Raw genomic sequence first — 23,140 nt, forward strand, 5'->3', positions numbered from 1 at the left:
CAGCGATGACCGGTTTGCCGGGCCTGTGCGACGGAGACGGGCGGGTGCTGGTGCCGGGTGCCTTGCCGCTGGGCGAGGTGCGGGTGCTTCGGGCCTCCTCGCGGGATGTGGTGCGGGTGCAGCACCCAAGGCCCGGCCACCCGCGGATTCCTCACCGTCACCCTCGGCGAGGAGCACTCCGGCGTCGACATCCCCAAGGCCCAAGAGATCCGCGCCCCGCTGGCAGGGCAGTTGTGGATGCTGACGGGCGGGCGCGGCCTGCGTTCGGTTACCGCACCACGATGACCCGGCTGGGCGGCGACGGCCGCTGGAGGTTGCGGCGCATGGTCCATCGCGAACCGGCGTTTCCGACGCGACGCGGCATTCCGATGGGGCGTTCGCGCGGGAACGCGGACCGACCGGTGGCCACGCCGGCAGCGACACCACGACGCGGATGACGGAAACCGGCGAGGGCGGGGATCGAACCCCGTCCTGGTACGCCCCGGTGCGCCCGGCGCCCCGGCGGCATCGCCGACATCCCCGCCTCGCCGGCGGATAGGGCCAAGGGCCAATTCGCGCGCGTCGCGTGCGGCACTAGGTTCGCGGACGACGAGGCCCGGCCGGCACGCATGCCGGCGGGCCTTCCCGGCACCGCGGAGACCGCCCATGACCCCCGACCAGGCCGCGCTGCGCAGGTTGGTGACCGCCGACCTGACCGAGATGCTGGTCCGCGTCGCGGTGGTCGCGTTCCTGCTGTTCCTGTGCGTGCGGGTGTTCATGCCCTTCGCCGGGCTGGTCGGGCTGGCGATGATCCTGGCCATCGCGCTGTATCCGGCGTACGAGCGGCTGGTGCGCGCGCTCGGCGGGCGCCGGCGCCTGGCCGGGGTGGTGTTCGTGCTCGCCGCGCTGCTGCTGGTGGGGATCCCGATGGTGCTGCTGGGCAGCGCGCTGGCCACCCAGCTCGGGCAGCTGTACGACGCCTTCGAGCACAACACCCTGGCCATTCCGCCGCCGGACCCGCGGGTGGCGGGCTGGCCGGTGATCGGCGAGCGCCTGTCCGCGCTGTGGACCGAAGCGGCGGGCAACCTGCCGGTGTTCGTGGAGAAGCACGGCGCGCCGCTGAAGGCGCACGTGGGCACGGTGCTGCTGTGGCTGGCCGACGGCGCCGCGGCGACGCTGGTGTTCTTCGCCGCGATCGTCGTGGCCGGGGCGATGATGGCCTACGCCCGCACCGGCGGCCGCGCGCTGGCGCGGATCGTGGTGCGCCTGGCCGGGCCCGAGCGCGGGCCGCGGCTGGTCCGGCTGATCGTGGCGACGGTGCGCTCGGTGGCCACCGGCGTGGTCGGCGTGGCGATGATCCAGGCGATCCTGCTGGGCATGGGCTTCCTGCTGGCCGGCATCCCCGGCGCCGGCGTGCTGGCGGTGGTGGTGATGCTGCTGGCGATCCTGCAGCTGCCGGTGGTGCTGGTGTCGCTGCCGGCCGCGGCCTGGATGTGGTGGGCCGACGACGACATGTCCACGGTGCTCAAGGTCGTGTTCACCGTCTGGTTCGTGCTGGCCGGCACCGTGGACAACATCCTCAAGCCACTGCTGCTCGGCCGCGGCGTGGACGCGCCGATGCTGGTGATCCTGATCGGCGCGATCGGCGGCATGGCCACCGCCGGCATCCCCGGCCTGTTCATCGGCGCGGTACTGCTCGCGGTGGGCTACACGGTCTTCTCCGACTGGGTGGACGGCGGCGAAGCCACGACGGCACCGCACCCCGCACCCGTGGTGCCCCCCGCGGAGCTGCCGGACCGCGGGCCCCCCTAGGCGTGGCGTGCCGGCGAGTGCCATTGCGCTCCGGGGCCCGCGATGGCGGCCGGCAACCGGCTTCGGCCACCCCGCCGCGCCGCCATACCGCGACAGCCCGCCAGCACGCGGCGGCAGGACGCGCGCGCACGCGATCCGCACGCGGGCCGTGCGATGGTTGCCTTCCGCCAACGGGGGACGCCCCATGCACCTGGTCCAGCTGTTCCTGCCGCTGCACGACAATGCCGGAGCCCCGTTTCCGAAGGCGATGTTCGATACCGTCCGCGCGGAACTCACCGAACGCTTCGGCGGAGTGACGGCGTTCGTGCGCTCGCCGGCCGCCGGCGCCTGGCAGGACGACGGCGGCGGCGTGCAGCGCGACCAGGTGGTGCTGGTGGAAGTGATGGCCGCCCAGCTCGAGCACGGCTGGTGGAGCGGCTACCGCGAAACGCTGCAGCAGCGCTTCGCGCAGGACGAGGTGCTGGTCCGTGCCAGCGTGGTGACGCGGCTGTAGCAGGACGCGAGCCCGGATCACGCGGACGGAGGCGAGGCGGCGGCATGTCCACCCCCGGCGCATTCATCATCATCGGCGGGGCCGCATGCGCTCGTCCCGGGCCTGCACGCAGGCTTCATCCGCGCTGGACGGCACGCAGACATCGCCGGGCGTAGCGTCGCAATGGTCCCGCGTGGACAAGCCCAATGTCGCCGCCACGGGATGGCGGGCTCCGCTTCCACCACCGCATCGCAGGCGGCACGTCGCGACCGACACGCCGCCGACACAGGAGATCCCCCATGAACCGCAAGCTGCTGATCGCTGTCGCCATCGCCGCCGGTCTTGCCACGCTGACCGCGTGCGGACGCCGCGATGAAGCCGACGTTCCCGACACTGCCGCAGCCGATGCCGCCGGCCCGGTTGATCCGGCGGCGCCTCCGGCCACCCCGGCCACGACCGGCACCGGCGAGGCCGCGGCCGAGGCGATGCCCGGCATGGCCCAGGAACGCGCCGCGCTCGGCGTGCTCAACGCGATCAACGCGCACGAGATCGCCGCCGGCCAGCAGGCGCTGGGCAAGAGCGTGGGCGGCGACGTGGCCGCCTATGCGCAGATGATGATCGACCAGCATACCGAGAACCGTGACAAGACCTCGGCGTTCGGTCCTGACGGGAACGCGCCCGACGCGCAGGCGCAGAAGGCCAAGGGCGAGCAGGAACTGGCCGCGCTCGGCGGCCTGGAAGGCGACGCGTATGCCAAGGCCTACGTCGACGCGATGGTGAAGGGCCATACCGAGGCGCTGGCCGCGCTGGACGGCACGATCATCCCGGCCGCGACCCGGCCCGAGGTCAAGGCGCACCTGGCCACCACCCGCGAGCACGTCGCCCAGCACCTGGACCGCGCCAAGGCGCTGCAGGGCCAACGCTGACGACTTGCGGCGGGGGGAACAAAAAAGCCCGGCATTCGCCGGGCTTTTCCGTCAACCGCCGGAGGCGGCTGTCAGAGCGCCTGGACCTGGTCGGCCTGCATGCCCTTCTGGCCCTGCACGGCGACGAACTGCACGCGCTGGCCTTCCTGCAGGCTGCGGAAGCCCGAGGACTGGATGGAATTGTGGTGGACGAACAGGTCCGGGCCGCTTTCCGGGGTGATGAAGCCGAAGCCCTTGGCGTCGTTGAACCACTTCACGGTGCCGGTCTGGGTCTGGGACATGGTGTATCTCCTTGGAGCAACTGTAGGAAGCCGCGAATGCGGCGGACGCTGGCTGCAAGGAGGGAAGCGGATGCAACGGTGTAGTGGATCTCGATCTACAGCATCGGGCCACGACTCGGTGACCCTTGTAACTCAGCACGGCCACAGTAGGCCGATGCGCGGGGAATAGCAAACCGGCCACCGGACATCATTCACGTTGCTGGCGTGCGGTGGAGCCGCGGCTGGACTTCCCCCGCATGGTCGCACGCTTCACCGCGCTGCCGGATCCAGGTCCCGCCTGTTCGCAGGTCCGGGTGTCCGGGGGCCGCGGGTCACCGCGATGATCGCGCCGAGGCCGGCGAGGGCGCAGACGACCGACGCGACCAGCACGCCCGCCTTCGCCGAGTCCAGCCTGTCGGCATCGAACGCCAGCTCGGCGACGAACAGGGCCATGGTGAAGCCGATGCCGGTGAGCAGGCTGCCGGCGGCCAGCAGCTTCCACGGCAGCGATGCGGGCCGCACGGCCAGGCGCAGGCGCACCGCCAGCACGCTCGCCAACACGATGCCGGTCGGCTTGCCGATCACGAAGGCCGCGGCTGTCGCCAGCACCAGGCCGGTGTCCACCGTCGCGCGGCCGAATGGAACGCCGGCATTGGCCAGCGCGAACAGCGGCAGTACGCCGAAGGCGACCCAGGGATGCAGCGCCATTTCCAGGCGTTCGAGCGGGGAGAGCACTTCGCGGGTGGCCGTGCCGGCGCGGCTGAGGGCCTGGCGTGCGAGCCTGTCATCGCCCCAGCGCTGATCCAGCGGATGGGAGGCCACCCGGTCCAGGATGGCGCGCAGGCGCGTGCCGCTGACCCACCGCCCCGATGGCGTCATCAGGCCGAGGACCACCCCGCTGACGGTGGCGTGCACGCCGGACAGGTCCAGTGCCACCCACAGTGCCAGCCCCAGCGCGACGTATACGGGCATGGCGCGAACGCCGAGCCGGCGTACCGCGACGATGGTCAGCACCACCGCCCCGGCGGCCGCCAGCGCACCCCAGTCCAGCGGGCCGCCGTACCCGATGGCGACCACGAGGATCGCACCGACATCGTCGAAGATCGCCAGCGACAGCAGGAACAGGCGCAGGCTTCCGGGGATGCGCGAACCCAGGACCGCCAGGCAGCCGACGACGAAGGCGGTGTCGGTGGACATGACCGTGCCCCAGCCGTGCATCGCCGGGCCTGGCTCCACCAGCAGCAGGAACACGATGACCGGTACGGCCATGCCACCCAGCGCCGCAGCGGCCGGCAGCATCGCTGCGCGCACGGTGCGCAGTTCTCCCAGGACCAGTTCGCGCTTGAGTTCCAGCGAGACGACGAAGAAGAACAGCGCCATCAGCCCGTCGTTGATCCAGTGCCGGATGGAGCGGGTGGTGTCGAACGTGCCGATGGCGATGCCGGCCGGCATTTCCCACAGGGCGAGGAAGGCCGTTGCCCATGGGCCGTTGGCCAGCGCCAGGGCCAGCATGGTGGCGGCCAGCAACGCGGCGCCGGCCATCGCGGCGACGCGGATGAAGTAGAGGAACGGGCGTGCGAGGTGGGCGGAGATTTCCGGTGGCAACTGCGACAGATCCTCGCCGGGGTGGGCGCGGCGGACGGGCGGGGCCTGGTGCCGGGACATGCGCGCGGCCTGAAACGAGGGGAGGCGCAGTGTACGGCCCGCCCCCGGGCGTCGCTGCGGCAACTGTCCATGCGGGTGGGCGCGCCTTCGAGCGGTTGCGATCGCATTCTTCCGGCGGCGCCTGCCGCTCGCGCCGTTCTGGTGCTGCGCGGCAGGATCGCGCGCGGATCGCCGCCGGGGGGCGGCCACGGATGGCCGGGGCGTGCATCGCTGCGCCATCGCCAAGGCACCTTCGCTGGGCCATCGAGGGTGGAGATGGCAGGCATGGGCGCCTGGACCGCGGGACGCGTGGGCCATGGAATCGCGAAGCGTCTGGCCCGGTGCTCGCCGGTATTCACGCGCGGCCACCGCCTGCAGTGCAAGGATGGGCTCCGAGGCAGATGCCTGGCCCCCACCGGACACCACATGCCCCAGGCAAGACGGATCTTCGGCCGATGGCTGCGCCTGCGCCGCCGCCTCTGGCGCCGCTGGCGCGCACGCGCGGCCGCCGGGCGCCTCGCGCGACCCCTCGCGCGACCCGATGACGCGCCGCTGCGCGCGCAGCTGCTCAACGTCGAGCAGATGGAAGTACAGGGGCGGGTGCTTGCGCGGTCGCACCAGGTGCTCGCGCAACCGGGTCCCGAGCGGCTGCTGCAACGCCTGCACGACAACGAGCGCCTGCTCGACGACGCCTCGGACCTGCTCACGGCGATGGTCCAGGACGAGATGCGGCTCGCACCAGCCGGCGAGTGGCTGCTCGACAACTTCTACCTGCTCGAGGAACAGATCCACACCGCGCGCCGGCACCTGCCGCGCGGATACAGCCGCGAGCTGCCGTCCCTCTCCCAGGGGCCCTCGCGCGGCCTGCCCCGGGTCTACGACCTGTCGGTGCAGGCGATCGCCCACGGCGACGGCCGCATCGAGGCCGAGGCCCTGCGCCGCTTCGTCGCCGCCTACCAGGAGGTGACGCCGCTGAAGCTCGGCGAGCTGTGGGCGGTGCCGATCATGCTCAGGCTGGCGCTGATCGACAACCTGCGGCGCATGGCGGTGCGGGTGATGCGCAACGGCGCCGACCGGCGGCTGGCCGCGGTGTGGGCCGATGCGCTCAACCAGACGGCCGTGCAGAACCCGAAGGACGTGGTCCTGGTGGTGGCCGACATGGCGCGCTCGCAGCCGCCGCTCAGCGGTGCGTTCGTGGCCGAGCTGACCCGCGCGCTGCAGGGCCAGGGGTCGGTGCTGGCGATGCCGCTGGTGTGGCTGGAGCAGTGGGCTGCCGACGGCGGCCAGCGGATCGAGGAGCTGATCCACCTGGAAAGCCAGCAGCAGGCGGCCGATCAGGTTTCCATCGGCAACAGCATCGGCAGCCTGCGCTTCCTGGCGACCATGGACTGGCGCGAGTTCGTCGAGGAAATGAGCGTGGTGGAGCACCGCCTGCGCGAGGATCCGTCCGGCACCTACGCGTGGATGGATTTCGGCACCCGCGACGCCTACCGGCACGTGGTCGAGAAGATCGCCCGGCGCAGCGGCGCGCGGGAGGAAGAGGTCGCCCGGGTGGCGCTGGACCTGGCCCGCGCCGCCGCCGCGGACGATCCGCAGGCGCGCGAGGCGCACGTTGGCTATTACCTGGTGGACCGCGGCGTGGACCGCACGCAGGCCGGCGTCGCGTCGCTGGCCCCTGGCTACCGCGCCGCGGGGCTGCCGCCGCGGCAGGTGCCGCTGTGGGCCTACCTGGGCCCGATCGCCCTGATTGTCGCGCTGTGCGGCTGGGGCCTGCTCGCCACCGGCACGGGCACGCTGGCGGCCTGGCTGCCAGCGGCGCTGGCGGTAGTGGTGTTCAGCGAGCTGGGGATCGTCCTGGTCAACTGGACGGCGACCCTTCGCGTCGCGCCGCGGCCGTTGCCGCGCATGGACTTCTCGCGCGGCATCCCCGACGGGTTCCGCACCCTGGTGGTGGTGCCGAGCATGCTCACCGGTCGCGGCGCGGTGGACGCCCTGGTCGAGGGGCTCGAGGTACGCTTCCTCGCCAACCGCGATGCCCAGCTGCATTTCGCCCTGCTCACCGACTTCCTCGACGCCGACCGCGAGGCGATGCCGGGCGACGAGGCGCTGCTTGCCCACGCCGCCGCGCAGGTCGACCGGCTCAACGGCCGCTACGCGGCGGAAACGGGCGACCGCTTCTTCCTGTTCCACCGCGCACGCGAGTGGAACCCCTCCGAACGGCGGTGGATGGGCCACGAGCGCAAGCGCGGCAAGCTCGCCGCGCTCAACTGCCTGCTGCGCGGCCGCGCGGACGACGGGTTCATGCGCGTGGTCGGGCAGACCGCGGTGCTGGCCCAGGTGCGGTACGTGATCACCCTGGACACCGACACCCGCCTGCCGCGCGACGCGGCGCGCGAGTTCGTCGCCACCCTGGCCCACCCGCTCAACCAGCCGCGCTTCGACCCGCGGCGGCGCACGGTGGTGGACGGCTACGGGATCCTCCAGCCCGGCGTCGGCACCAGCCTGGGCGGGCGCCGCAGCTCGCGCTACGCGCGCCTGTTCGGGAGCGAGCCGGGGATCGATCCGTACACGCGCACCGTGTCGGACGTGTACCAGGACCTGTTCGGCGAGGGCTCCTTCGTCGGCAAGGGCATCTACGACGTGGACGCGTTCGAATACGCGTTGGCCGACCGCTTCCCGGACAACCGCATCCTCAGCCACGACCTGCTCGAGGGATGCTATGCGCGCGCCGGCCTGGTCAGCGACGTGCGCCTGTTCGAGGACTATCCGGAACGTTACGCGGCCGACATCAGGCGCCGCCATCGCTGGATCCGCGGCGACTGGCAGCTGCTGCCCTGGCTGCTGCCATGGGTGCCGCGCCGCGGCGGCGGCGTGGAGCGCAATCCGCTGAGCTGGCTCTCGCGCGGCAAGCTGCTGGACAACCTGCGCCGCAGCCTGGTCGCGCCGGCGGCCACGGCGCTGCTGCTGCTGGGCTGGACCGGATCGCCGCGGCCGCTGGCCTGGACGGCCTGGGTGCTGGCGCTGTGGTTCCTGCCGGTGGTGCTGCCGGCGCTGCGCAACGCGCTGGCGGTCCCGGCGGACATGCCGCTGGAAGCGCACCTGGCGCAGGTGGGCAAGGCCACCGCGCGCCAGCTCCTGCGCGCCTCGGTGAACCTGGCGTGCCTGCCTTACGAGGCCCTGGTGAGCCTGGGCGCGATCCTGCGCACGCTCTGGCGGTTGCTGGCCAGCCGCCGCCACCTGCTGCAGTGGGATCCGTCCAGCGAAGTGGAGCGCAGCCTCGGCGCCGACCGAGGCGCGGAATGGCGCGCGATGGCGCCGGCGCCGCTGTTCGCACTCGGCGTGGCCGTGCTGCTGTCCACGCTGCGGCCGGCGGGGCTGGCGGTGGCCGCGCCGGTGCTGCTGCTCTGGGTCCTGTCGCCCGCGCTGATGGCCTGGCTGGGCCGGCCGGAGGCGCGCCGCGCGGACCTGTCGGCGACGCAACGCGCGTTCCTGGGGCGGCTGGCGCGACGCACCTGGGGGTTCTTCGAGACCTGGGTGCGCGCCGAGGACCACTGGCTGCCGCCGGACAACATCCAGGAGCACCCCGCGCTGGTGGTCGCGCGACGCACCTCGCCGACGAACATCGGCCTGTCGCTGCTGGCCAACCTGTCGGCATGGGACTTCGGCTACCTGCAGATGGACGGGGTGATGGAGCGGACCCGCCGGGTGTTCGACACGCTGGAAGGGCTGCCCCGCCACCGCGGCCACTTCTACAACTGGTACGACACCGAGACGTTGAGGCCGCTGCCGCCGCACTACGTGTCGACGGTGGATAGCGGCAACCTGGCCGGGCACCTGCTGACCCTGCGCCAGGGATTGCTGGCGCTGGCCGACGCCCCGGTCCTGGCGCCGCACACGTTCGACGGGCTGGCCGATACGCTGGCCGTGCTGGAGGAGGCGCTGGAAACCGGCGCGCCCGTCGCGCCGCCGGCGGACGCCGCGCGGGCCGACGCGGTGGCCGCGTTCCGCGCCGCGCTCGCGCCGCGGTTGGCGCAGCCCCCCTCGACCCCCGCCAAGGCCGGGGAGGCACTGGCTGGACTGGCCGCCCATGCGGCGGCGATCCTCGCCTGCTGGCCCGCCCCGGAGCCGGGGGGCGCGCCGCACTGGCCCGACAGGCTTCACCAGGCCTGCCTCGATGCCATCGCCGAGCTGGCCGCGTTCTTCCCCGACGATCCGGCTGCGCCCGCCGCGGGCATGGCCGACGCGACGATCCCGACCCTGCGCGAGCTCCAGGCCGGCGCGCCGCATGCACCGGGCGGGGCGCGGGCGCGCGCACGCATCCACCAGCTGGAGCGGCTGGCGCACGTCGCCGGCCAGCTCTCGCTGATGGACTACGGCTTCCTCTACGACCGTGCCCGGCACCTGCTGGCGATCGGCTACAACCTGGAAGAGCACCGCCTGGACAGCGGCTATTACGACCTGCTGGCATCGGAGGCGCGGCTTTGCACGTTCGTGGCCATCGCCCAGGGGCAGCTGCCGCAGGAAAGCTGGTTCGCGCTGGGCCGGCTGCTGACCGAGGTCAACGGCTACGCCACGCTGCTGTCGTGGAGCGGATCGATGTTCGAGTACCTGATGCCGCAGCTGGTGATGCCCAGCTACCCGGACACGCTGCTGGACCAGACTTCCCGCCATGCCGTCGAGGCGCAGATCCTGCACGGCCGCAGCCTGGCGGTTCCCTGGGGCATTTCCGAATCCGGCTACAACGCCGTGGATGCGCGGATGAACTACCAGTACCGCGCGTTCGGCGTGCCCGGGCTGGGGCTCAAGCGCGGCCTGGGCCAGGACGTGGTTATCGCGCCCTACGCCAGCATGATGGCGCTGATGGTCGCGCCGGAGGCGGCCTGCCACAACCTGCAGCGGCTGGCGGCGCTCGGCTTCGCCGGGCACTACGGGATGTACGAGGCGATCGACTACACCCCGTCGCGGGTACCGCCGGGGCAGGACTGCGTGGTGATCCGTTCGTTCATGGCCCATCACCAGGGCATGGGCTTGCTGGCGCTGGACCACCTGTTGCGTGGCCAGCCGATGCAGCGGCGCTTCGTCGCCGATGCCGAGTTCCAGGCCACGTTGCTGCTGCTGCAGGAACGCATCCCGCAGACCGGGGTGTTCCATCCGCACGAGGCGGAGGTGCTGGGCGCGCGGGTCGCCTCGTCGGAAACCGAGACCCAGCTGCGGGTCCAGCGCAATCCCGCCGCCGCGCGCCCGGAGGTGCAGCTGCTCTCCAACGGCCGGTACCACGGCATGCTCACCCACGCCGGCGGCGGCTACAGCCGACACCGCGAGATGGCCACCACGCGCTGGCGCGAGGACGGGACCCGCGACCACTGGGGCACGTTCTGCTACCTGCGCGACGTGGAGAGCGGCGAGTTCTGGTCGGCGGCGCTGCAGCCCACCGGCGTGGCACTGGAGCAGTACGAGGCGATCTTCTCCGATGCCAAGGCCGAGTTCCGCGGCACGCGCCGCGGATTCGACAGCCACCTGGAAATCGCGATCTCGGCCGAGGACGACATCGAGCTGCGCCGGCTGCGCCTGAGCAACCGCAGCCGGCGCGCGCGCACCATCGAAATCACCACCTACGCCGAGGTGGTGCTGGCGCCGGCGATCGCCGACGAGGCGCACCCGGCCTTCAGCAACCTGTTCGTGCGGACCGAGATCGTGCGCCCCAAGCAGGCGCTGCTGTGCACCCGCCGGCCGCGCGCCAGCGACGAGGTGCCGCCGTGGATGTTCCACCTGATCGCGGTGCACGATGGCGACATCAGCGCGATCTCCTACGAGACCGACCGGGCGCGCTTCCTCGGGCGGGGCAACACGCCGCGGGCCCCGCGCGCGTTGACCGGGGACGAGGCCCTTTCCGATTCGGAAGGCTCGGTGCTGGATCCGGTGGTGGCGATCCGCTGCCGGATCGAGCTGGCGCCGGAACAGACCGTGATGGTCGACATGGTCTACGGCGTGGGCGCGGACCGCGAGGCCTGCGCCGGCCTGGTCGACAAGTACCGCGACCGGCGCCTGGCGGACCGCGTGTTCGACCTGGCGTGGACCCACAGCCAGGTGGTGCGCCGCCAGATCAATGCCACCCAGGCCGAGGCCCAGCTCTACGAGCGGCTGGCCGGACTGGTGCTGTACGCCAATCCCCTGCTGCGCGCCGATGCCGAGGTGCTGCTGCAGAACCAGCGTGGGCAGTCGGGCCTGTGGGGCCACGCCATCTCCGGCGACCTGCCGATCGTGCTGCTGAAGGTCACCGACTCGGAGAACATCGAGCTGGTGCGGCAGATGGTGCAGGCGCACGCGTACTGGCGCCTGAAGGGCCTGCGCGCGGATCTGGTGATCTGGAACGAGAGCAAGGACGGTTACCGGCAGCAGCTTCAGGACCAGATCCTGGGCATGGTGGCGGCCGACCCGGAGTCGAACATCCTCGATCGGCCGGGCGGCATATTCGTGCGTCCGGCGCAGCTGATGTCGCAGGAGGACCGCATCCTGCTGCAGGCGGTGGCGCGGGCCATCATCAGCGACGAGCACGGCACGCTGGCAGCGCAGGTCGGCCGCCATGCGCCGGCCGAGCGGCCCATCGCCGCGCTGCTGCCCGAGGGCGCGCCGCTGACGAAGCCCGACCCGGCTTCGCCGGTGCCGCCCGACGGGCTGCCCCCGGCGCGCGCGGACGATCCCGGCGACGAGGACCCCTGGCCGTTCCTGCCGCTGGCCGAAGGGCGCCTGTTCGACAACGGCTTCGGCGCCTTCACCGCCGACGGCCGCGAGTACCTGGTGGTGTCGCGCGAAGGCATGCCCGCCCCCGCACCATGGTCGAACGTGATGGCCAATGCACGGCTGGGCACGGTGGTCAGCGAAAGCTCGCCCGGCTATACCTGGTTCGAGAACGCGCACGAGTTCCGCCTGACGCCCTGGCACAACGATCCGGTCTCCGATACCGGCGGCGAGGCGTTCTACCTGCGCGACGAGGAGAGCGGCCGGGTCTGGTCGCCGATGCCGCTCCCGTGCCGCGGCCATGGCGACTACCGCACCCGGCACGGCTTCGGCTATACGGTCTACGAGCACCTCGAGGACGGCATCGCCAGCGAGCTGTGGGTGTACGTGGCGGTCGAGGACGCGGTGAAGTTCTCGGTGCTGCGGCTGCGCAACCTGTCGGGACGGCCGCGGCGGCTTTCCGTCACGGGCTACGTGGAGTGGGTCCTGGGCGACCTGCGGGCGAAGTCGCAGATGCACGTGGTCAGCGAGCGCGAGACCGCAACCGGGGGGATGTTCGCGCGCAATCCCTACAACACCGAATTCGGTGGCCGGGTCGCGTTCTTCGACACGGATGCCGTGGGCTGCACCCACACCGCCGACCGCACCGAGTTCCTCGGCCGGAACGGCAGCCTGAACGACCCGGCAGCGCTGCGCCGCGAACGCCTGTCGGGCAGGACCGGCGCCGGGCTGGACCCCTGCGCGGCGATCCAGGTGCCGCTGGCCCTGGCCGAAGCGCAGGAGCAGGAGGTCGTGTTCCGCCTGGGCGTGGGCAAGGACCACGAAGAGGCCCTGGCGCTGGCGCGCCGGACCGCCGGGGCGCAACGTGCGCACGATGCGCTGGACGCAGTGCGCGTGCACTGGCGCGGGCTGCTCTCGGCGGTGCAGGTGAGCACGCCCGATCCGGCGGTCGACGCGCTGGCCAACGGCTGGCTGATCTACCAGACGCTGGCCTGCCGGTACCTGGCGCGCAGCGGCTACTACCAGTCGGGCGGGGCGTTCGGCTTCCGCGACCAGCTCCAGGACAGCATGGCCACGGTGCACGCCGATCCGGCGCTGATGCGCGAGCACCTGCTGCTGTGCGCGGCCCACCAGTTCCCGCAGGGCGACGTGATGCACTGGTGGCACCCGCCGCAGGGGCGCGGCGTGCGCACCCGCTGCTCGGACGATTACCTGTGGTTGCCGCAGGCGGCATGCCGCTACCTGGACACCACCGGCGACGCGAGCGTACTGGACGAGGTCGTTGGATTCGTCGATGGCAGGCCGGTGAGCCCCCACGAGGAGGGTTACTACGACATGCCGCTGCCCTCGCACCTGCGCGAGACGCTCTACCGGCATTGCGTGCTGGCGCTGCAGCGGGGCTGCAGCCTGCTCGGCGAGCGTGGCCTGCCACTGATCGGCACCGGCGACTGGAACGACGGCATGAACCGCGTGGGCGAGGCCGGTCGCGGCGAGAGCGTGTGGCTTGGATTCTTCCTGTACGACGCGCTTCGGCGCTTCGGCGGGCTGGCCGGCGATCGCGGCGATGCAGCCTTCGCCGCCTGGTGCGACGACCAGGCCGGACGGTTGCGCGACAGCCTGGAGGCCCATGCCTGGGATGGCGCGTGGTACCGGCGCGCGTGGTTCGACGACGGCACCCCGCTGGGTTCGGCCCAGGGCGACGAGTGCCGGATCGACTCGATCTCGCAAAGCTGGTCGGTGCTGTCCGGCGCGGCGGATCCGGAGCGCGCGCGGCGCGCGCTGGATTCGCTGTACGCGCACCTGGTGCGGCCGGATGCGGGCCTCGTCCAGCTGCTGGACCCGCCGTTCGACCGCACCTCCAACGACCCTGGCTACATCCGCGGCTATGTTCCCGGCGTGCGGGAGAACGGCGGACAGTACACCCACGCGGCGGTTTGGGCGGCGATGGCCTTCGCCCAACATGGCGATGCGGCGCGCGCGTGGGAGCTGGCCCGGATGATCAACCCCGTCAACCATGCGCGCGACGCGCAGGCCGCCGCGGTCTACCGGGTGGAACCGTACGTGCTGGCAGCCGACGTGTACGCGGTGGCGCCCCACGTCGGCCGCGGCGGCTGGACCTGGTACACCGGCTCGGCGGGCTGGATGTACCGGCTGCTGCTCGAATCGCTGCTCGGGCTGAAGCGCACGGGCGATCGCCTCGCGCTCGATCCCTGCCTGCCGCCCGACTGGGACCGTTACGAACTGCGCTACCGCCACGGGCGCAGCACCTACCTCATCGAGGTGATGCAGAGTGATGCCCGCATGCCGGGGCTGCGGCTGGACGGCTGCGACCAGCCGGGGCTGGATTTCCCGCTCGTGGACGACGGGGCGGTCCACCGGGTCCAGGTGTGCTGGCCGCGTGGCGTGGCATGAGCGCGGGAAGTTCCCTGGACGAGGCGATCGGCCGTTTGGCCTGCATGCTGCCGCCGTGGCTGGCCCGACTGCGCCATCCGGCGCAGTTCTGGCCGCAGTTCGACGCCCTCGCGGGTGAAATCCTGGTTCAGGCCGACGCCGCGCAGCGTCCGTACGTGCGCCAGCGGCTGCAGGAGATGCTTGACGCGAATGCGGCGGCCTTGCCCCCGGGCGGCACAGGCTTCCTTCCGGGGCGCGAAGGCGTGCACATGGAGTAGCATGCCGGTGCAGGCACGTCCTGCGCCGCGCGTCCCGCACGGCCATGCCCCAGGCATGGTCCTCCGCTTCGCTCCCATCCATGCGTGAGCCGCCCGTCGTCGCGGGCGGCGCCTGACGGGAGCCCCCCAATGCCCGGTTATTCCACGCGCCAGCAGTGCGTCTCCGTCGGCGGCCACGTATGGCGCCTGCGCGTGCTCAGCGACAAGCAGCAGTTCTCGGATCCGGACGGGCATGGCGCGCGGCTGGGCATTTCATCGGCTCAATGGAGCCTGTTCGGCCAGCTGTGGCCGTCCGGGCGGCTGCTGGCGCAGGCGATGCAGCGCTTCGAGGTGGCCGGCAAGCGCGTGCTGGAACTGGGCTGCGGGATCGGCCTGGCCAGCCTTGTGCTGCAACAGCGCGGCGTGGACGTGGTCGCCTCCGACGTGCATCCGCTGGCCGAACCGTTCCTGGCCTACAACGCCGCGCTCAATGCGCTGCCGGCCGTCCACTACCGCCAGCTGCGCTGGGACGTGCCGCTGCCTGCACTGGGGCACTTCGACCTGATCATCGCCAGCGATGTGCTCTACGAGGTCGGCCACAGCGGACTGCTGGCCGGGGTCATCGACCGGCATGCGTATCCGGCGGCCGAGGTGCTGGTGACAGACCCGGGCCGTGGCAACAGCAGCCGCTTCAGCCGGCTGCTGGGCGAGCGCGGCTTCAGCCTGGTGGAGGAGTGCTGCCCGATGGACGATCGCGACCAGCCCCCCTACCGCGGGCGGTTGCTGCACTACAGCCGCACCGCGCCGGATGCGCCATGGACGGCGTAATGGCGCTGGCCGCGCCCGCCATCCGTTGCGATCGGTGCGCGGCCCTGTGCTGCCGGCTGACCGCAGTGCTGCAGCCGGGGGACGAGGTCCCGCTGGAGCTGACCGCGGGGCTGGCCGATGGATCCCGGGCCATGGCGCAGGATGCCGATGGCTGGTGCCTGGCGCTGGATCACGCACGGATGGGTTGCGGGATCTACGAGCGCCGCCCCCAGGCGTGCCGGCGTTTCGCCATGGATGGCCCGCATTGCCGCGCATTGCGCATCGACCGCCGCCGCGATCGCGCGCGGCGCATTCCAGCGCGGGTGGAGTGACCCGCGCTGGAGACGTTGCCACCCAGGTCCTTCGTGCACCCGCCCGCGGCATCGGCCCGTCCGGCGCGCGATCGGCGCGCCATGCTTCCTTCACGCCGACCGGTTCACAGTGCGGCACGTCGGGGCGGGGCGGCGCTCCCGTTCGGGCGATGCGCACCGCCATGGGCGCGCTCGACGCGAGTGCCGGACGCGGCCGCCCGATGCGGCGGCGGCGCCACCGCACCGCGCACGCCCACACGAGGAGAAGGAGCCAGCATGCAAAGCCGTTCCCGTCCCACCGGCGCCGCCGACCCTGCTGGAACGCGGATCTCCTCCGGCAACAGGGGGCTGGACGACATCCTCGGCGGCGGGCTCGACGCCGACCGCATGTACCTCTACGAGGGCCGGCCCGGTACCGGCAAGACCACACTGGCACTGGAATTCCTGCTCGAGGGCGCCCGTCACGGCGAGCGGGTCCTGTACATCACCCTGTCCGAGACCGAGAGCGAGCTGCAACTGGTCGCCGGCCGCCACGGCTGGGATCTGTCGGGCGTGGACGTGTTCGAGCTGGTGCCGCCGGAGACCACGCTCGACCCGGGCCGGGAGATTACCGTGCTGCACCCGGCCGAGATCGAGCTGGCCGAGACGACCCGGCTGATCCTGGACAGGATCGCCGACGCCTCGCCGAGCCGGGTGGTGATCGACAGCCTGTCCGAGCTGCGGCTGCTGGCGCAGAACTCGCTCCGCTACCGCCGCCAGGTGCTCGCGCTCAAGCACTTCTTCGCCAGCCGCCAGTGCACGGTAGTGCTGCTGGACGACATGAGCGCGCAGGAGAACGACCTGCAACTGCACTCGATCTGCCACGGCGTGGTCCTGCTGGAGCAGCTTGCGATCGACTACGGCGCCGAGCGCCGCCGGCTGCGGGTGGTGAAGATGCGCGGCATCGGCTTCCGCGGCGGCTTCCACGACATGAAGATCACCACCGGCGGGCTGGAGATCTACCCGCGCCTGGTCGCGGCCGAGCACCACGCCAGCTTCGCCGGCGACTGCACGCCCAGCGGCAACCCCGAACTGGACAAGCTGCTGGGCGGGGGCCTGGAACGCGGCACCAACGCGCTGCTGATCGGCACCGCCGGCGTCGGCAAGTCTTCGCTGGCGCTGACTTACGCCATCGCCGCGGCCGAACGCGGCGAAGTCGCCGCGATCTTCGCCTTCGACGAGGGGCGCGGCACGCTCCAGGCGCGCGCCCGAACGCTGGGGCTGCCGTTGCAGCCCGCGCTGGACAGCGGCCGCATCCTGTTCCAGCAGATCGACCCGGCGGAGATGTCGCCGGGCGAGTTCGCCGCCATCGTCCGCGCGCGGGTCGAGGAAGACCGGGCACGGCTGGTGATCATCGACAGCCTCAATGGCTACCTCAATGCGATGCCGGACGGCCGCTTCCTCATCCTGCAGATGCACGAACTGCTCAGCTACCTGGGCCAGCAGGGCGTGCTGAGCATCATGATCCTGGCCCAGCACGGACTGGTCGGACCGGCCGAAACGCCGGTGGACATCAGCTACCTCAGCGACACGGTGCTGATGCTGCGCTACTTCGAACATGGCGGCGTCGTCCGGCGCGCGCTGTCGGTGGTGAAGAAGCGCAGCGGCGACCATGAGCACAGCATCCGCGAGTTCCGCCTGGGTGCCGGCGGCCTGGTGTTGGGACCCCCGCTGCGCGAGTTCAGCGGCATCTTCTCGGGGACGCCGACCTACCTGGGCAATGCCGACCCGCTGCTGCAGGCGGGCCCCGATGCTGAGGAATGAGGCCAGCGCGCTGAGGGTACTGGTACTGGCGCCGATCGGCCGGGACGCAACCACCGTGTCCGGCCTGCTCGAACGCGCCGGCATCGCCGCCTGTGTCTGCAAGGATTACGACGCGCTGGTCGAGTGCCTGCACGAGGGCGCCGGCGCCGCGTTCCTGGCCGAGGAGGGGCTGTTCGGACAGGACCTGGACCGGCTGGCGGACTGGGTCGCCACGCAGCCGCCATGGTCGGACCTGCCGCTGGCCATGCTCACCAGCCACCACCTGCATCCGAAGGTCGCGGCGTGGCGGGGCGAGCAGGTGCGGCGGCTGGGCAACGTCTCGCTGATCGAGAGGCCGGTCGAGCCGATCACCCTGGTCAGCGTGATGCAGGCGGCGTTGCGCGCGCGGCGGCGCCAGCTGGAGATCTGTGAGCTGATCGATGCCCGACAGGCCGCGGCGGCCAACCTGGAGGCGCTGGTGGACCAGCGCACCACCCAGCTGCGCGCGCTCAACGCGCAGCTGCGCGAGGAGATGGCCGAGCGGGCGCGGGTGGAGGAGTCGCTGCGGCGCACGCAGAAGCTCGAGTCGCTGGGCCAGCTCACCGGCGGCGTGGCCCACGACTTCAACAACATCCTGATGGTGGTGACCGCCGGGCTGGAGATGCTCGAGCGCAACGACACCCCCGAGCGCCGCGCCCGGCTGGTCCAGGGCATGCGCCAGGCCGCCCAGCGCGGCGCCGGGCTGACCCGGCAGCTGCTGGCGTTCTCGCGCAACCGCGCCCTGCGGCCGGAGACCGTGCGCCTGCCGCGGCTGGTCGGGGACATGGCCGACCTGCTGCACGGCAGCCTGCGTGGCGACATCCAGCTGCAGGTGGAACTGCCGGCGGAGCTGTGGCCGGTGGTGGTCGACCCCGGCGAGCTGGAACTGGCCCTGCTCAACCTGGCGGTCAACGCGCGCGATGCCATGGCCGGCAGCGGCACCCTGTCCATCTCCGGCCGCAACCTCGCCGCCGAGGGGGACGGGAGGCGCGACTTCGTCGAGCTCGCGGTGCGCGACACCGGCGCCGGCATGACCGAAGCGGTCAAGGCGCGCGTGTTCGAGCCGTTCTTCACCACCAAGGACATCGGCAAGGGTTCGGGCCTGGGGCTGGCGCAGGTGTACGGCTTCGCGCGCCAGTCCGGTGGCTCGGTGGCGATCGAGTCGGCGCCGGGGCAGGGCACCACGGTGATCCTGCGCCTGCCGCGATCGCGCCAGGCCATGGCCGAGGAGGCCGTCGCCAGCGGGGACGCGCCCGTCGCCGAGGCCGGGCCCGGCGCCTGCGTGCTGCTGGTGGAGGACGATGCCGAGGTCGCCGCCTTCGTCGGCGAGATGCTGCGCAACCTCGGCTACGGCGTGGTCCACGCGGCCAGCGCGAAGGCCGCGCTGGGGGCGCTGGCCGACAGCCGGCCGGTCGAACTGGTGTTCTCCGACATCATGATGCCTGGCGGCACCAGCGGCATCGAACTGGCGCGCGAGCTCCGCCAGCGCCATCCCGCGCTGCCGGTGCTGCTGACCAGCGGCTACGCCGGGGCCACCGGCGCGGAGGCCGAGGCGATGGGGATCGAGATCCTGCGCAAGCCGTACGGCGTCGCCGACCTGCGCGAAGCGCTGGCGCGGGTGCTGGGGACGCGGGAGCACCGCCGCGCGGAGGGGTGAGTGCGCGCGTGGGTGGACTGAGTCCGCGCGCCACACTGTGCGCCCGCGCCGCCGCGCCCCGGACCCGCTCGCCCCGGACCCGCACGCCCAGGACCCGTGAAACCGCAACGCCTGCTCCCGCTCATCGTCGCCACCGCCCTGTTCATCGAGAACATGGACTCGACGGCGATCGCGACCTCGCTGCCGCAGATCGCCGCGGACCTGGGCACCGAGCCGATCGCGCTGAAGCTGGCGCTGACCACCTACCTGCTGGCGTTGGCGGTGTTCATCCCGGTCAGCGGCTGGATCGCCGACCGCTTCGGCGCGCGCCGCACCTTCGTCGCCGCGATCGCGGTGTTCCTGCTCGGCTCGCTCGGCTGCGCGGCCAGCGAGGGACTGGGCACGCTGGTGGCCGGGCGTTTCGTGCAGGGCGTGGGCGGGGCGATGATGGTGCCCGTCGGGCGGCTGGTGCTGCTGCGCACGATCGACAAGGCCGAGCTGGTGCGCGCGCTGAGCTGGCTCACCGTGCCGGCGATGCTGGGGCCGATGCTCGGGCCGGTGCTGGGCGGGGCGATCACCACCTACGCGCACTGGCGTTTCATCTTCCTGATCAACCTGCCGATGGGCGCGCTGGGCATGTGGCTGGCGTGGCGGCACATCCCCGAACTTCGCCAGGTGGTCGGGCCGCTGGACCTGCGCGGCTTCGGCCTGTCGGCCGGCGGGCTGGCGCTGGCGATGTTCGGGTTGTCGGCGGTCGGGCGCGGGCTGGTGCCGGCGCCGGTGGTGGCCGGCTGCGTGATCGTCGGCGTGCTGATGCTGCTGGGCTACGTGCAGCACGCGCGCCACCATCCGCATCCGCTGCTGCGGCTGGACCTGTTCCGGATCCCGACCTTCCGTGCCGGCGTGCTCGGCGGCTCGCTGTTCCGGATCGGCATCGGCGCCACGCCGTTCCTGCTGCCGCTGATGCTGCAGCTGGGCTTCGGCCTCAACCCGCTGCAGTCGGGCCTGGTCACCTTCACCTCGACCGCCGGGGCGATGCTGATGAAGACGCTCGCGCCGCGGATCCTGCATGCGACCGGCTTCCGCCCGGTGCTGGTCTGGAACGGGCTGGTGGCGGCGCTGGCGATGTGCGTGTTCGGGCTGTTCCGCGCCGACACGCCGTACGTGGTGATGGTCGCGGTGCTGCTGTGCAGCGGCCTGCTGCGCTCGCTGCAGTTCACCAGCATCAATGCCATCGCCTATGCCGACATCGACCAGGCGTCGATGAGCCAGGCCAGCAGCCTGGCGGCGATGGCCCAGCAGGTGGCGCTGGCGCTGGGCGTGACCATCGGCGGCTATGCGCTGAGCCTGGCCGGCACGCTGACCGGGCGCCCGGGCGAGGACCCGGTCAACTTCACCTTCGCCTTCCTCGGCGTGGGCCTGCTGTCGGCGCTGTCGGTGCTGGAGATGCGGCGCCTGCCGCGCGATGCCGGCGCGGCGATGGCCGGGCACGCGCAGGCCGGGCAGGAGGTGGCCGAGCCCAAGGTGGAGGCGCGGCCGCAGGCGTGAGCGCCGGACCCCCGGGAGCGGCGCCGTGCGGCGGCGACCCGGGACCCGTCCCGGGCCGCTAGCGCGGCGGCGGCACCGAGACGCCCGCCTCGGTCTGGACCACCGGCTTCATCGTGCCGTCGGCGTTGTACTGCAGGTGTTCGACGGTGACCGCGCGGCGTCCGATCGAGCCGTTCTGGTCGCCGATGGTGAGCGCGGCATTGTGCAGGAACAGGTACCAGTCGCCCTTGAACTCGGCGATGCCGGCATGGATGGTGAAGCTGTACTTGCCCGAGCCGGTCAGCTCGCCGCGGTACGTCCACGGCCCCTGGATCGAGGGCGCGGTGGCGTAGGAGATCTTCTCGTCGCGATGGGTGGCGCGGTCGAGCGAGGCATAGGTCAGGTAGTACAGGTCGCCGCGCTTGTGCAGCCAGGGCCCTTCCTCGAAATGCGGCGGGGTGATCTCGGTGATCGGCCCGTCGATCTCGACCATGTTCGGCTTGAGCCGGGCGATGTAGGCCTGGCGGTTGCCCCAGGCGATCCAGGTGGTGCCGTCGTCGTCGGTGAACACCGTCGGGTCGATGTCCTCCCAGCTGTGGGTGCCCTTGGGCGTCATCTGGTTGGTGACGAGCGCCGCGCCCTTCGCATCGACGAACGGGCCGGTCGGCGAATCGGACACGGCCACGGCAATGGCCTTGCCCGGATGGGTGTCGTCGTGCTCGACCGCCGCGTAGAACCAGAACTTCCCGTCCTTCTCGATCGCCTGCGAAGCCCAGGCGTCGGCCTTGGCCCACGTGAAGTCGGCCACCTTCATGATCGGGCCGTGGTCGGTCCAGGTCTTCATGTCGGTGGTCGAATAGACCAGCCATTCGCGCATGTTGAACATCTCGTCGCGCTGGGCCTGGTCGTGGCCGACATAGAGGTAGAGCGTGTCGCCGACCACCAGCGGGGCGGGGTCGGCGGTGAACTTGTCGCGGAACAGCGGGTTGGAGCCGGGGGCCGTGCCGGGCGCGGCATCGGATCGGGCCTGTGCGGCGAGCGGCCAGGCCATCAGCACGCACAGGGCGGCCGGCAGGAGTCGCGCCAGGCTCATCGCGCGGCCTCCCGCGCCTGCGCGACCGCCGGCTGGCGTTCCAGCCAGCCATGCATCTTCATCCAGGCGGCGAACGCATCGAACCAGCCGGTGCTGGTGGTCGTCTTCGGATACATGCCGAAGCCGTGGCCGCCCTGCTCGTAGAAGTGGAATTCGACCGGGCGCCCGGCCGCGCGCCAGCTCTCTATGAGTCCGAATCCGCTGTTGGCGAACAGGCCGTCGTCGGCGGCCAGCGCGACGAACAGCGGCGGCGCGTCGGCCGGCACCTGCAGCGGCGCCAGCGGGCCGTAGATGTCGCCGATGAAGGCCGGCTTCGCATCCTCGCCGGCGATCGTGGTGGCGATGGTCAGCATGGCGCCGGCGGAGAAGCCGACCATGCCGATCCGGTCGGGGTCCACGTTCCATTCGGCCGCGCGGCGGCGGACCAGCGCGAACGCGGCGCGCGCATCGGCGATCTGTGGGCCGAGGGTGGCGATGGACGACATCGGGTCCACCCGGTGCGCCGGCACCGGCCCGGAGAGCATCTGCCGGATCGATTCGGCGAAGCCGTCCAGGTCGTCCGGCGTCTGGTTGAGTCGGTACTTGAGCACGAACGCGGCCACGCCGCGGTCGGCCAGGGCGCGGGCCACGTCCCAGCCCTCGTTCTGCATCGACAGCGAGCGGAAGCCGCCGCCGGGCGCGACGATCACCGCGGTGCCGGTGGCCGTGGCCGGGTCGGGCAGGAACGGGGTCAGGGTGGCGACGGTGACGTTGCGGGCGAACACGCTGCCGTACTGCCGGTGCCAGGCCTCCGGATTCTTCGCGTCGGCCAGCGGACCGGTGCCCAGCTCGATGGCGTCGGGCTGCGCGGGGATGGCGATGGGGGTCATCGCGTCGTCCTGCGCGAGGGCAGGCGTGGCGAACGTGCACAGCCACGCGGCGGCGAGCGCGGCGATGGCCGTGGCGAGGAAGCGGAACGTCAGCGGCATGGTGTCCTCCGGCATGCGGCATGGGATGGCCCGTGGGGCCCGCGGGCGCAGCCGAGTGTAGGAGCCGCCGGGCGCGTTTCGTGGCGCGATTCGAAATCCATGCGGCGCGATATCGCTTCGGATATCGGTCGCCGTCGCGTGCGGAGGCAGGTGCGGCATCGCACCACGCACGCCTCAACGATCGCGCCGGCCTGCGTTGTCGCGCGCGCGCGCACGCCGGGTCAGCCACTGGCCGACCACCGCGGTCAGCAGCAGGCAGCTGTTGGTCACGATGAACACGACGTTGTCGAGCAGGATCGAGTAGACGACGAACAGCGCCGAGGCGGTGGCCTGGCCGAGGAACAGCCACACCGATACGCCGCCGTCGCCGGGCTCGCGGTACTGCTTGACGATCTGGCGCACCAGGGTCGCCAGCAGCACGGCGGAGGCGGCCCAGCCGATCCAGTCCGGGCTCACGCGCAGCCGCTCCGCAGGCATGCCGGCGCCGCGCGCCACGCG

15 protein-coding genes are annotated in these 23,140 nt (G+C 72.1%); 10 read left to right on the forward strand and 5 right to left on the reverse strand.

Annotated elements, in window-relative coordinates; genetic code table 11:
* Positions 1-645: 645 nt before the first annotated feature.
* From ACA089_RS00750 to ACA089_RS00760, 3 genes are all read left to right on the forward strand, one after another.
* Complete coding sequence (locus tag ACA089_RS00750) at positions 646-1,791, forward strand: AI-2E family transporter (protein ID WP_372012491.1); 1,146 nt, start codon at positions 646-648, stop codon at positions 1,789-1,791.
* 184 nt (positions 1,792-1,975) lie between these two features.
* Positions 1,976-2,284, forward strand: a complete 309-nt coding sequence (locus ACA089_RS00755) for a hypothetical protein (protein WP_372012492.1) — start codon at positions 1,976-1,978, stop codon at positions 2,282-2,284.
* Positions 2,285-2,562: 278 nt separating this feature from the next.
* Positions 2,563-3,189: a DUF4142 domain-containing protein gene (locus tag ACA089_RS00760; protein WP_372012495.1), complete on the forward strand. Its 627-nt coding sequence runs from the start codon at positions 2,563-2,565 to the stop codon at positions 3,187-3,189.
* A gap of 71 nt (positions 3,190-3,260) precedes the next feature.
* Here the strand turns inward: ACA089_RS00760 and ACA089_RS00765 are convergent, their stop codons facing one another.
* Together ACA089_RS00765 and nhaA are read right to left on the reverse strand one after the other, a co-directional pair.
* Positions 3,261-3,470: a cold-shock protein gene (locus tag ACA089_RS00765; protein WP_353688498.1), complete on the reverse strand. Its 210-nt coding sequence runs from the start codon at positions 3,468-3,470 to the stop codon at positions 3,261-3,263.
* Between the two features lie 249 nt (positions 3,471-3,719).
* The gene (gene nhaA, locus ACA089_RS00770; protein WP_372012497.1) at positions 3,720-5,114 is read right to left on the reverse strand and encodes a Na+/H+ antiporter NhaA; all 1,395 of its coding nucleotides are present in this window, start codon (positions 5,112-5,114) and stop codon (positions 3,720-3,722) included.
* A gap of 405 nt (positions 5,115-5,519) precedes the next feature.
* Between nhaA and ACA089_RS00775 the strand changes: the two genes are divergently transcribed.
* From ACA089_RS00775 to ACA089_RS00805, 7 genes are all read left to right on the forward strand, one after another.
* Complete coding sequence (locus tag ACA089_RS00775) at positions 5,520-14,243, forward strand: GH36-type glycosyl hydrolase domain-containing protein (protein ID WP_372012499.1); 8,724 nt, start codon at positions 5,520-5,522, stop codon at positions 14,241-14,243.
* Positions 14,240-14,500 carry a hypothetical protein gene (locus tag ACA089_RS00780; RefSeq protein ID WP_372012502.1) on the forward strand — a complete coding sequence of 87 codons (261 nt, stop codon included), beginning with the start codon at positions 14,240-14,242 and terminating at the stop codon, positions 14,498-14,500. The genes ACA089_RS00775 and ACA089_RS00780 overlap by 4 nt, the downstream gene beginning before the upstream one ends.
* Before the next feature lie 129 nt (positions 14,501-14,629).
* Positions 14,630-15,307, forward strand: coding sequence for a class I SAM-dependent methyltransferase (locus tag ACA089_RS00785; protein ID WP_372012505.1), 678 nt, complete (start codon positions 14,630-14,632; stop codon positions 15,305-15,307).
* Positions 15,295-15,618, forward strand: a complete 324-nt coding sequence (locus ACA089_RS00790; protein ID WP_372012507.1) for a YkgJ family cysteine cluster protein — start codon at positions 15,295-15,297, stop codon at positions 15,616-15,618. Before ACA089_RS00785 ends, ACA089_RS00790 begins: the two co-directional genes overlap by 13 nt.
* 255 nt (positions 15,619-15,873) lie before the next feature.
* On the forward strand, positions 15,874-17,400 hold the full coding sequence (locus ACA089_RS00795; protein ID WP_372012509.1) for an ATPase domain-containing protein: 1,527 nt from the start codon (positions 15,874-15,876) through the stop codon (positions 17,398-17,400).
* On the forward strand, positions 17,387-19,075 hold the full coding sequence (locus ACA089_RS00800; RefSeq protein WP_372012511.1) for an ATP-binding protein: 1,689 nt from the start codon (positions 17,387-17,389) through the stop codon (positions 19,073-19,075). The genes ACA089_RS00795 and ACA089_RS00800 overlap by 14 nt, the downstream gene beginning before the upstream one ends.
* Before the next feature lie 96 nt (positions 19,076-19,171).
* Positions 19,172-20,602 carry an MFS transporter gene (locus ACA089_RS00805; RefSeq protein ID WP_372012513.1) on the forward strand — a complete coding sequence of 477 codons (1,431 nt, stop codon included), beginning with the start codon at positions 19,172-19,174 and terminating at the stop codon, positions 20,600-20,602.
* A gap of 58 nt (positions 20,603-20,660) precedes the next feature.
* Here the strand turns inward: ACA089_RS00805 and ACA089_RS00810 are convergent, their stop codons facing one another.
* From ACA089_RS00810 to ACA089_RS00820, 3 genes are all read right to left on the reverse strand, one after another.
* Complete coding sequence (locus ACA089_RS00810) at positions 20,661-21,674, reverse strand: glycoside hydrolase family 43 protein (RefSeq protein ID WP_372012515.1); 1,014 nt, start codon at positions 21,672-21,674, stop codon at positions 20,661-20,663.
* A complete protein-coding gene (locus tag ACA089_RS00815) occupies positions 21,671-22,642 on the reverse strand; it encodes an alpha/beta hydrolase (protein ID WP_372012517.1) in 972 nt (323 codons plus the stop codon). The genes ACA089_RS00810 and ACA089_RS00815 overlap by 4 nt, the downstream gene beginning before the upstream one ends.
* 174 nt (positions 22,643-22,816) lie before the next feature.
* Entirely contained in the window at positions 22,817-23,098 is a 282-nt protein-coding gene (locus tag ACA089_RS00820) for a hypothetical protein (RefSeq protein WP_372012519.1), read from the reverse strand.
* Positions 23,099-23,140: the final 42 nt, after the last annotated feature.

This window comes from Pseudoxanthomonas fibrivorans (assembly GCF_041464125.1).
Classification (GTDB): domain Bacteria; phylum Pseudomonadota; class Gammaproteobacteria; order Xanthomonadales; family Xanthomonadaceae; genus Pseudoxanthomonas.